We start from the raw sequence: 9,648 nt of genomic DNA, 5'->3' as shown, positions 1-9,648 counted from the left end.
GTTTTCTTAACTGATCAGTGTTGACCTTATAGTGGCTTTTTTTATGTCTGTTTTTTAGTGGGTCATCGGTTTATGCTAATCTATATATACCCAAGCACTGAAACCTGCATTCTCAAGTTGCACGGGTATATAAGATGTGTTTGCCGTATTTGGCATAAAAATTGAATAATTTTATACTGTAGTAGGTAATTTAAACTTTCAAGAAAATTACTTAACCCGAACTAAGGTTATCATATCATTTTTGACAGCTATAAAATGCTTAATAATTATTAACCATAAAAGAATGCCACCAAGTGGCTTCAATTGAGATTCGAAACAGCACTATGATGAAACAATTATCTGTTTATTTATTTTTATGTATTGTCCCACTGTTAGTTAAAGCTGCAGCGCCTCTTGAAGCAGTGCAAATATATTCTCAAGATGAGCTATTAGATTTAATTAAGACAAATAGTCATTTAACTCGAGTTAAATTAGATAATTGTCAGCTTGTTCAAGATATTGAAGCACGTGCTATAAAAATGAACATTCCGGCATATCAGTTTTTATTTGGTGATATGTTAGCTTATGCAGTGTGTATTGATCGTGATATTGAGCAAGGCATTTATTATATGCGTTTGGCAGCAGAGCAAGGTTTGCCTGAGGCTTTAGAACAAATGGGTCGTTATTATCATTTAGCTAAATTTGTTCAAAGAGATTTAGACCAAGCAGTTATATATTTACGTGAAGCTGCTTCATTAGGTAATTTAAATGCGCAAATGCGGTTGGTAACAATATTTAATGGAGGTGTTGGCAGTCCTAGAGATTATGAAAATGCGTATCGCTGGTTATTTAACTCGGTGACAGCAGATAAAAAAGTATATAAAAAAATTACAGCCTTGTTAAGTCAGTTAGAGACTAAAATGCCGCCAAGTGTGATTAAACGTGCAAAGCGTGCCTTGTAAACAATTATAACTCAATAAAATGAATATTAGCGTTATTTATTTTCAAAATATTGACGCTAAATAGCGCTAATCTTAACTTCTCCTGTCTCATTGTTCGATTTTGGTTTAAAATAACTACATATTCAATTCAAAAAGTCCATTAATGTCTGAACAGGATCCATTTCTAACTAGAGAACAAGAAAAATACGATAACCCAGTTCCCAGCCGGGAGTTTATTTTAGCACATATGCAAAACCGTACTAAACCTGCGCGTTTCAACGAATTGTGTGATGAACTTTCAGTGCAAGATGAAGAACGTGAAATCGGTTTAAAACGTCGTTTACGTGCAATGGAGCGCGATGGACAGATTTTCTTTAATAAATCTAAATGCTATTGCATTATTGATGAATCAGAGTTGGTTAAAGGTAAAGTTATAGGTCATAGAGATGGCTTTGGCTTTTTGGAACTAGAAGCCGGTGGTAAAGACTGGTTTATTCCTAAACATCAAATGAAAACTGTTTTACATGGCGATATTGTACTTGCTAAACCGACATCTAAAGGCCGAGGTGGCAAATGTGATGCGCGTATAGTACGTGTTATTGAAGGGCAAAGAGCGGCAATAGTTGGTCGCTATTTTGTTGATCATGGTATGGCATTAGTGATCCCTGAAGATCCACGTATTACACAAAATATTATGATTTTGCCTGGTAGTGAAAAAGGTGCGCGCCATAATCAAATGGTGCAAGTTGAAATAACGCAAAGACCAAGCCTGCGTATGGATGCAGTGGCAAAAGTACTTGAAGTGATTGGTGATCATATGGCACCAGGTATGGAAATTGAAGTGGCACTTCGTAACCATGATATTCCTTATGTATGGCCTCAAAAGGTTGAATCACAAGTTGCACCTTTAGCTGATGAAGTTGAAGAGTCAGCAAAGCAAGGTCGTGTTGATTTACGTGATTTACCACTATTAACCATAGATGGTGAAGATGCACGTGATTTTGATGATGCCGTTTATTGTGAACCTAAAAAATCAGGCGGTTGGCGTTTGTGGGTTGCAATTGCTGATGTATCTCATTATGTGCCTAAAGATTCAGCATTAGATGAAGAAGCAATTAATCGTGGTAACTCGGTTTATTTTCCTGAACAAGTGGTGCCTATGTTGCCACGTGTATTATCAAATGGCTTATGTTCATTAAACCCTAAAGTAGACCGATTGTGTTTAGTGGCAGAAATGACTATTTCAGATGCGGGTCGTTTATCGGGTTATAAGTTTTATGAAGCTGTGATGAATTCACATGCACGTATGACTTATACCCAAGTTTCTGCAATATTAAAAGGGGATGAGCAGCAAATTGAAGCTAATCAAAATGTTGTTCCTCACTTGAAAAATTTATATAAAATGTATTTTTCGCTTAAATCTGCCCGTCAAAATCGCGGTGCAATTGAGTTTGAAACAGTAGAGCCTAAGTTTGTATTTAATGCTCATCGTAAGATTGAAGCTGTAACTACAATTGAGCGTAATGATGCACATAAGTTAATTGAAGAGTGCATGATCCTAGCAAATGTGTCAGCGGCACGGTTACTTGAAAAGCATGAAGCAAGTGCCTTATATCGTGTTCATGATGAACCGGATCCTGAAAAATTATCAAATTTTAGAAAATTCTTAGGTGAACTAGGCATTGAAAATCCATTGTCTGAGGAGCCAAATCCTAAAGAAATAACACAGTGCATTGAAAAACTAAGACAAAGACCTGAAGTTGAATTGATCCAAGTAATGTTATTACGTTCAATGAAACAAGCAGTTTATCAGTCAGGTAATATTGGTCATTTTGGTTTATCTTTACCTGCATATGCTCATTTTACGTCACCGATACGCCGTTACCCTGATTTAGTTGTACATCGTGCAATCAAAGGAGTGATTAAAGCGCAAGGTCAGCAAACTTCAGGTGAATATGTTTATAACCCTGATGAAGTAAATCAATTAGGTGAGCTGTGTTCTAAAACTGAACGCCGTGCTGATGATGCAACAAGAGAAGTTGCTGATTGGCTAAAATGTGAATTTATGCAAGACCATGTTGGTGATGAATTCACCGGTGTGATTTCATCAGTCACTAGCTTTGGTTTATTTATCCGTTTGGATGAATTATATATCGATGGTTTGATTCACATTACATCACTTACTAATGATTTTTTCCAATTTGATGGTGCTAAGCACCTATTAGTTGGTGAAAACTCTAAAAAAGTATATCGCTTAGGTGACAAAGTAAGAGTGAGTGTCGTATCTGTTAGCTTAGAACAAAGACGGATCAACTTAATTTTAGCTGAAGATGCTGTTATCGATAGATATGCCCGTCGCCGTAAGCAAAATGGCACCACATCACCTAAATCTCCTCGCAGATATACACCGGCTAAAAAAAGTGTAAGAGAGCAGCTTAAATCTGGTGAAATTCCTAAAATTTCATCTCATAAAAGTGATGAGCAAAATACAGGTGAACAGGGAGAAGATACTAGAGAACATAAAAAATCACCTAGTAAACATAAAAAACGTAAACCTAATAAACGTAAAACAACTCAAACTGATTCAAAAACTGGCAATAAGCAGGCTAAAAAATCAAAAACTAAGTCTAAAGCAAAGAAAAATCGCCCAGGTAAAAATGCACGTGAGCGTTCTAGTGAATAAGGATAGAGGAGAGAACAGCAAGTGAGTAATGAATTAATTTTTGGTTTTCATTCAGTTGAAGCAATTTTAAATACTGAACCTGAGCGTTTTATTGAAATTTACGCACTTAAAGGCCGTGATGATAAACGCTTAATGCCTGTTTTAGAAAATGCAGCACAGTTTGGTGTCTCTATTCAATATATGCATAGAAAAACCTTAGATGAAAAATCTAAAGGTGAACAACATCAAGGCATAATTGCTAAGGTAAAAGCGGGTAAAAAATATAGTGAAAAAGATTTAGATATTATTTTAGCTAATAAAGTTGCAAAAAATGGAGATGCATTTCTCTTGATTTTAGATGGTATTACCGACCCACATAACTTAGGTGCATGCTTACGTAATGCCGATGCTGCGGGGGCGGATGCCATAATAGTGCCAAAAGATAATTCGGCAAGATTAAACGGTATTGCACGTAAAGTAGCATGTGGTGCAGCTGAAACTATCCCGCTTATTCAAGTAACAAACTTAGCGCGTACTTTAAGAGAAATTAAAGAACAAGGCGTTTGGGTTGTTGGCACTGCTGGTGAAACAGATACACATGTATTTGATGCTAAATTAACCGGGCCAATAGCCATTGTTATGGGTGCTGAAGGCACAGGTATGCGACGCTTAACGCGTGAACATTGTGATTCATTAGTAAAAATCCCTATGGTTGGCACAGTTTCAAGCTTAAATGTCTCAGTAGCAACGGGTATTTGTTTGTTTGAAGTATTAAGACAAAGGCGTTTATAAACTCAAATATGGTTTGATCAACCTACAAATTAGGTTGTTCAAAATCCTATCAATAAGTTGTTAATCATCGTAGCTGTTAAGCTAATCCACTATATTAATTAATATAAATACCAGCAATATAGATTGAATGAAAGTTGTATGTTTATTGTTTTTTATATTATTTAAGTCTATTACATGATGCAATGTTAAACTTTTTAAATTATCTTGACGTTTTATTTTATTATATGAATATTATTTTTAATTACATGAGTAAAAACATGAGTTTAAATAAAAAAATTTTAATTGTATTAGCGTTAATATTCACAACTTTTGTGAATGCGGCTAAACTGGATGATGTAATAAAATCAGGTACTTTAAATTGTGATGTTGTTTTAGGTTTCCCCCCAATGGGTTATTTTGATAAATACAATAAACCTGCTGGCTTTGATGTTTATTATTGTAATGATTTTGCCAAAGCCTTAGGTGTAAAATCAAATATCTTACTTGGCAAGATAGAATTCCCTCTTTAATTTCTGGTAAAACAGACATTATGGTAGGTTCAACCTCTGATACGCTAGAAAAAGCTAAATTCGTTGGTTTCACCGATCCTTATTTTGTATTTAAATTTCAAGTTATATCTAAAAAGAGTTCAGGTATAAAAGACTTTTCTGATTTAAAAAATGTTAAAGTGGGTACTGCTCTTGGTACAACACATGAAACAGAATACTTGGCATATGTTAAAAAAATAATTTGGGCACAAAAAATTATACTGCATTTTAAAGTTAAAACGAGGTATTCTTTGGTTTGTACCAAGATAAAATAGATGCACTTATCTCAACCAGTACCAATATTAAAACTAAACTCAAAGCAAAAGAGTTTAGGGGTTTTGTTGCAGGACCTTATTTGCCAAATTATGATGATTTTGTAACTTTGATTGCAAAATAAAATGAAGTTGCTTGGATTAAGGGCTGTTGATCTTTCTCGAACAAAATTTAACCCTGAAAGATCAACAGCCCCTAATTATCTAAATTTATTTTTAACGCATTAAATAAGAGATGGCGGAATGAATAAACCGTACAATAAATATTTTGGTACTAACCCTTTTACTAGCTTTATAAATTCTTTTAGAAATAACGAGTAATATTTCTATCTTTTTATACTCCCTCTTATTTGTTGGAGGGAGTAAAGTATCATCAACTATAACAATGCATTAACTTTATCAGTGAATGCCTGTTTGGAAGAAGCGCCCACCATTGTTTCAACAACTTCTCCATCTTTCATTAAAAGTATCGTTGGAATAGATCTAATGCCAAACTTAGAAGCTAGATCTTGTTGCTCATCAGTATTTATTTTACAAATGGCAGCTTGATCTTTAAATTCTTCAGCTAACTCTTCGATGATTGGCGCTATCATTCGACAAGGACCACACCAAGGTGCCCAAAAATCGACTAATGCCACGCCTGAATTTGTTGTAGCATCAAAGTTATCATTGGTTAACTCTATATATTTACTCATATTATTACCTTAACCTTATTTTTATTTGAACAGTATTTATATATTTGTAATTCATGGTATTCCCTGATTATGAATCATAACGCTGTAATCATTTTCTACCCTAACTCCCGCAGGGTAAGGCGATAAGCGGCCAACTGCGTTGCTATAAGATATTTGTTGAGAATGACTTAACGACACATCTTATGTCTCGCATTTGGCACGCTTTTCGACTTACTGAAATTGCAAATTTCGATGCAGCATGGGTATAGTAGTATCTGTTATATCTATGTTGATTGTACTTTTATTGTTTTTTAATAAATTCAGCACTTTTTAACTGTTTGTTAGCTCTTAATTCTATAGGTAACTATCAATATTACTTTACTGGTGGTACGGATCAGACTGCTGCACCGTAGTATAATTATGTTCAGTCTTTGAAAAAATGAATATTTGCTTCATAACCATGATCTGTGTAAAATACGCGCTCTTTCGACCAACTTAATATTAGTTCCTTGCCTTAAATCGACCGGTCGAACGATAAAAGGCTAATTAACCGTAAGGAATACCCATGCGTCATTATGAAATCGTATTCATGGTTCATCCAGATCAAAGTGAACAAGTTTCAGGTATGATCGAACGTTACACAGGTTCAATCACTGAAGCTGGCGGTACTATCCACCGTCTAGAAGATTGGGGTCGTCGTCAACTGGCTTACCCAATTAACAAACTTCATAAAGCACACTATGTTCTAATGAATGTTGAAACAACATCTGAAGTAGTAAGCGAGCTTGAAACTACTTTCCGTTACAACGATGCAGTTATACGTAACTTAGTTATCCGTACTAAAAACGCAGTAACTGAAGCATCTCCGCTTGCAAGAGAAGAGAAAAAAGAAGCAGCAGCTCCAGTAGCAGCAGCTTAATCGTTGTTGAGTAATGTATCTATATGAATGAGCTGAATATATCTGGTATTTTATGTAAAACGCCAAAGTTTAGCAAAAGCCCGGCTGGTATTCCGCATTGTATATTAGTGTTGGAACACAAGTCGCAGCAAGTTGAAGCTGGATTTAACCGTAATAGTTATGTTCGTATTCAAGTTGTTGCCAGTGGTCATTCAATTATTGAACATACTCAAAATTTAGAAGTTGGGCAGGGCTTGGCTATCACGGGATTTTTAAATCGCCATGAAGGTCGCAATGGACTAAGTCAATTAGTTCTACATGCTCAACAAATAAACAGAATTAGTTTAGGAGATTTATCTCATGGCACGTTATTTCAGACGTCGTAAGTTTTGCCGCTTTAAAGCGGAAGGCGTACAACAAATAGATTATAAAGATCTAGCTACTCTTAGAAACTATGTTACAGAAAGTGGCAAAATTGTACCAAGTCGTATTACTGGTACTAGCGCAAAATATCAGCGTCAACTAGCTACCGCTATTAAGCGCGCTCGTTACTTAGCCCTTCTTCCATACACTGACTTACATAAGTAAGCAGCGGATCAACATTTTTAAGGTGTGGATAAATGCAAATTATTTTATTAGACAAGATCGCTAACCTAGGTACTCTAGGCGATCAAGTTGCAGTTAAATCGGGCTATGCTCGTAACTTCCTTTTCCCACAAGGTAAAGCTGTTCCTGCAACTAAAGCAAACATTGAAACTTTTGATGCACGTCGTGCAGAATTACAAGCTAAAATTGCTGAACAACATGCAGCTGCAGAAGCGCGCGCTGAAACTCTTGCCGCACTAGCTGAAGTTACTTTAGTATCTAAAGCTGGTGATGAAGGTAAGTTATTCGGTTCAATCGGTACTCGTGATATCGCTGATGCTATCTCTGCTGTTGGTGTGCAAGTTGCTAAGTCTGAAGTTCGTCTTCCTCTAGGTACTATCCGTGAGTTAGGTGAGTTTGACGTTGCAATTCAAGTACACTCAGACGTTACTGCAACTATTAAAGTTGTTGTTATTGCTGAAGCTTAATTATTAGCTCACTTTGGTGAGTTTATAACTCTTAAAAGCTGTGTTTTTACACAGCTTTTTATTTCCTGAATTAATCTATTGTCCAGTCCCTATATTTGTCACGTATAGTTTCGTACCTATTATTAAAGCATATTATATAGCTATAAGTTTTTGTTGAATTAGTACATTTAATTGTGATGACATCGTTGTCATTGTATTCTACTTGTCTGCTTGATTGATAAATATACAGGAGGTAATTGCATGAAAGCGAATAGTAAAGGTTTCACACTAATAGAGATGATGGTAGTTGTCGCTATTATGGGCATTTTATATTCTGTTGCGTTACCTGCTTATAGTCAATATGTACAAGATGGCCGTCGAGCCGATATCCAACAGTTGATGCTGCAACAAGTTGCGAATTTAGAACGAAGATATACGCGTTTAGGCTTCTATCCCGATGAAAATAATATTGTAGCAACAGATTACTATAGTTTTAACTATGCCCCTTCAGCAGCAGCTACAATAAATAATGCAAACGACTCTAAAACTTTCATATTAACAGCTACCCCTAATGCTAATAGTTCTCAATCTAATGATAAATGTGGTGCTATGAGCATAAATCATCAAGGGTTGACAACTGCAATACTTAATGAATGCTGGAATTAGCGATGAATCAGTTTAAAGGTTTTTCACTTATTGAGTTACTTGTTGTTATTAGCATCGTTGGCATATTAGCAGCTGTGGCTATTCCTTCTTTTGCTCTACAAATAAAACAGGATAGATTGGTATTAAATGTTAATCAATTACATAGCATATATAAATTTGCACGAAGTGAAGCTGTAAAACGTGAACGAGAAGTCACTTTGGCTATGTCTCATAATAAGTGGTTGGTTAAAGTAAATGTAGGTGCTGAGAATGAGGAAATATTATTAGAATATAAGCCAACACATAGTTCGATTAGTGCAATAGGCTTGGCTGATATGACTATTTCTGACACCGGTTCAATTATAGAAGGACGTGAATTTGATATTACAGATAATGATAATACTACAGTAGATTACCGTTTATCTATTTATGTTAGTGGGCAAAGTTTAACTGAAAAAAAATCGAGTTATTTATGAATACTGTAAATTCACAGAGTAAAGGGTTTACTTTAATTGAAGTTTTAATTGCATTAATAATTACAAGTGTTGCATTGTTGGGTTTAGCTTCAGGGCAATTAAAGTCTTTACAGTATGCAACGAATAGCTTTAATTATACGGTGTCTTTGATCCAAGCAAATAATGCAATTGAAAGAATATGGGGAGATATCTGCGTATTACAAAACGGTAATTTAGCATTTGATGAAGCTTATATTTCAAACTTACAGCCAGAATTTGAGGCTTATGGCCTTGCATTTGAAGGCGTGGAGGAGGGTAATTTTACAAATAATTTTACTATTACAGTAAATGGGAGTGATGAAAGAATTATTGAGGAAGATAAAATCATGGATGATCAAAATAATTATCTGGATAGTCAAATAGCGATAAATGCTGCATTTCCTCAATTACCGGTAAATTGTAATGTGTAATATTAAAAAAGAATCGGGTTATACCCTAGTTGAGCTGATGATCGCTTTATTGGTTGGATGCATTTTAATTATGGGAATATCACTTGCGTACTCATCAATAAAGAGTTTGATCTTATCAAGTAAAAATTTAGAAAATGCACAAGAAGTGCTTCGTTTTATCGCACAAACTTTTACACGGAGTTTAAAGCAAACACAAGGCGGCGTTATTGTTACCATAGATCAAATAACAATTCCACAAAGTGCTAATTAAATCAGCAGTTTAGGTGAAATTAATTTCTATG

Annotated in this window: 14 protein-coding genes; 13 read left to right on the top strand and 1 reads right to left on the bottom strand. The window is 35.2% G+C overall.

Annotated features, from left to right (window positions below; translation table 11 throughout):
- The first annotated feature begins 323 nt into the window (after positions 1-323).
- The 5 genes from CJF42_RS23730 (at position 324) to CJF42_RS28895 (ending at position 5,176) form a co-directional block, all read left to right on the top strand.
- Positions 324-941: a tetratricopeptide repeat protein gene (locus CJF42_RS23730; RefSeq protein ID WP_095369024.1), complete on the top strand. Its 618-nt coding sequence runs from the start codon at positions 324-326 to the stop codon at positions 939-941.
- Between the two features lie 142 nt (positions 942-1,083).
- Entirely contained in the window at positions 1,084-3,603 is a 2,520-nt protein-coding gene (rnr, locus tag CJF42_RS23725) for a ribonuclease R (RefSeq protein ID WP_095369023.1), read from the top strand.
- Between the two features lie 21 nt (positions 3,604-3,624).
- Positions 3,625-4,374 carry a 23S rRNA (guanosine(2251)-2'-O)-methyltransferase RlmB gene (rlmB, locus tag CJF42_RS23720; protein WP_095369022.1) on the top strand — a complete coding sequence of 250 codons (750 nt, stop codon included), beginning with the start codon at positions 3,625-3,627 and terminating at the stop codon, positions 4,372-4,374.
- A 257-nt stretch (positions 4,375-4,631) separates the two neighbouring features.
- Entirely contained in the window at positions 4,632-4,883 is a 252-nt protein-coding gene (locus CJF42_RS28900; protein ID WP_252097722.1) for a type 2 periplasmic-binding domain-containing protein, read from the top strand.
- The gene (locus tag CJF42_RS28895; protein ID WP_353651702.1) at positions 4,844-5,176 is read left to right on the top strand and encodes a transporter substrate-binding domain-containing protein; all 333 of its coding nucleotides are present in this window, start codon (positions 4,844-4,846) and stop codon (positions 5,174-5,176) included. Before CJF42_RS28900 ends, CJF42_RS28895 begins: the two co-directional genes overlap by 40 nt.
- Positions 5,177-5,550: 374 nt before the next feature.
- On the opposite strand, the gene trxA is transcribed toward CJF42_RS28895, so the two are convergent.
- Entirely contained in the window at positions 5,551-5,868 is a 318-nt protein-coding gene (gene trxA, locus CJF42_RS23710; RefSeq protein ID WP_095369021.1) for a thioredoxin, read from the bottom strand.
- A gap of 544 nt (positions 5,869-6,412) precedes the next feature.
- Between trxA and rpsF the strand changes: the two genes are divergently transcribed.
- The 8 genes from rpsF to CJF42_RS23670 all read left to right on the top strand — a co-directional run bounded on the left by rpsF (position 6,413) and on the right by CJF42_RS23670 (position 9,617).
- Positions 6,413-6,766: a 30S ribosomal protein S6 gene (gene rpsF, locus CJF42_RS23705; protein WP_095369020.1), complete on the top strand. Its 354-nt coding sequence runs from the start codon at positions 6,413-6,415 to the stop codon at positions 6,764-6,766.
- A 23-nt stretch (positions 6,767-6,789) separates the two neighbouring features.
- Positions 6,790-7,131, top strand: coding sequence for a primosomal replication protein N (priB, locus tag CJF42_RS23700; RefSeq protein WP_095369019.1), 342 nt, complete (start codon positions 6,790-6,792; stop codon positions 7,129-7,131).
- Positions 7,106-7,333 (top strand): 30S ribosomal protein S18, encoded by a 228-nt coding sequence (gene rpsR, locus CJF42_RS23695; RefSeq protein ID WP_002962753.1) that lies wholly within the window; start codon positions 7,106-7,108, stop codon positions 7,331-7,333. Before priB ends, rpsR begins: the two co-directional genes overlap by 26 nt.
- A gap of 32 nt (positions 7,334-7,365) precedes the next feature.
- Positions 7,366-7,818 (top strand): 50S ribosomal protein L9, encoded by a 453-nt coding sequence (gene rplI, locus CJF42_RS23690; RefSeq protein ID WP_095369018.1) that lies wholly within the window; start codon positions 7,366-7,368, stop codon positions 7,816-7,818.
- A 240-nt stretch (positions 7,819-8,058) separates the two neighbouring features.
- Positions 8,059-8,463: a type IV pilin protein gene (locus CJF42_RS23685; protein ID WP_095369017.1), complete on the top strand. Its 405-nt coding sequence runs from the start codon at positions 8,059-8,061 to the stop codon at positions 8,461-8,463.
- 2 nt (positions 8,464-8,465) lie between these two features.
- Positions 8,466-8,918 carry a GspH/FimT family pseudopilin gene (locus CJF42_RS23680; protein WP_170940738.1) on the top strand — a complete coding sequence of 151 codons (453 nt, stop codon included), beginning with the start codon at positions 8,466-8,468 and terminating at the stop codon, positions 8,916-8,918.
- The gene (locus CJF42_RS23675) at positions 8,915-9,367 is read left to right on the top strand and encodes a type IV pilus modification PilV family protein (RefSeq protein ID WP_095369015.1); all 453 of its coding nucleotides are present in this window, start codon (positions 8,915-8,917) and stop codon (positions 9,365-9,367) included. Before CJF42_RS23680 ends, CJF42_RS23675 begins: the two co-directional genes overlap by 4 nt.
- Complete coding sequence (locus CJF42_RS23670) at positions 9,360-9,617, top strand: PilW family protein (protein WP_095369014.1); 258 nt, start codon at positions 9,360-9,362, stop codon at positions 9,615-9,617. Before CJF42_RS23675 ends, CJF42_RS23670 begins: the two co-directional genes overlap by 8 nt.
- The last annotated feature ends 31 nt before the right edge of the window (positions 9,618-9,648 follow it).

The sequence above is a fragment of the Pseudoalteromonas sp. NBT06-2 genome (genome assembly GCF_002276045.1).
Classification (GTDB): domain Bacteria; phylum Pseudomonadota; class Gammaproteobacteria; order Enterobacterales; family Alteromonadaceae; genus Pseudoalteromonas.
Note: the sequence above shows the minus strand (reverse complement) of the source record. Positions and strands in the feature narration are given on the sequence as shown.

Coding starts and splice junctions, on each gene's coding strand:
- CJF42_RS23685 (WP_095369017.1), top strand. CDS start 8,059: ATGAAAGCGAATAGTAAAGGTTTCACACTAATAGAGATGATGGTAGTT.
- rnr (WP_095369023.1), top strand. CDS start 1,084: ATGTCTGAACAGGATCCATTTCTAACTAGAGAACAAGAAAAATACGAT.
- rpsR (WP_002962753.1), top strand. CDS start 7,106: ATGGCACGTTATTTCAGACGTCGTAAGTTTTGCCGCTTTAAAGCGGAA.
- CJF42_RS28900 (WP_252097722.1), top strand. CDS start 4,632: ATGAGTTTAAATAAAAAAATTTTAATTGTATTAGCGTTAATATTCACA.
- rplI (WP_095369018.1), top strand. CDS start 7,366: ATGCAAATTATTTTATTAGACAAGATCGCTAACCTAGGTACTCTAGGC.
- trxA (WP_095369021.1), bottom strand. CDS start 5,868: ATGAGTAAATATATAGAGTTAACCAATGATAACTTTGATGCTACAACA.
- priB (WP_095369019.1), top strand. CDS start 6,790: ATGAATGAGCTGAATATATCTGGTATTTTATGTAAAACGCCAAAGTTT.
- CJF42_RS23670 (WP_095369014.1), top strand. CDS start 9,360: ATGTGTAATATTAAAAAAGAATCGGGTTATACCCTAGTTGAGCTGATG.
- rpsF (WP_095369020.1), top strand. CDS start 6,413: ATGCGTCATTATGAAATCGTATTCATGGTTCATCCAGATCAAAGTGAA.
- CJF42_RS23675 (WP_095369015.1), top strand. CDS start 8,915: ATGAATACTGTAAATTCACAGAGTAAAGGGTTTACTTTAATTGAAGTT.
- CJF42_RS23680 (WP_170940738.1), top strand. CDS start 8,466: ATGAATCAGTTTAAAGGTTTTTCACTTATTGAGTTACTTGTTGTTATT.
- CJF42_RS23730 (WP_095369024.1), top strand. CDS start 324: ATGATGAAACAATTATCTGTTTATTTATTTTTATGTATTGTCCCACTG.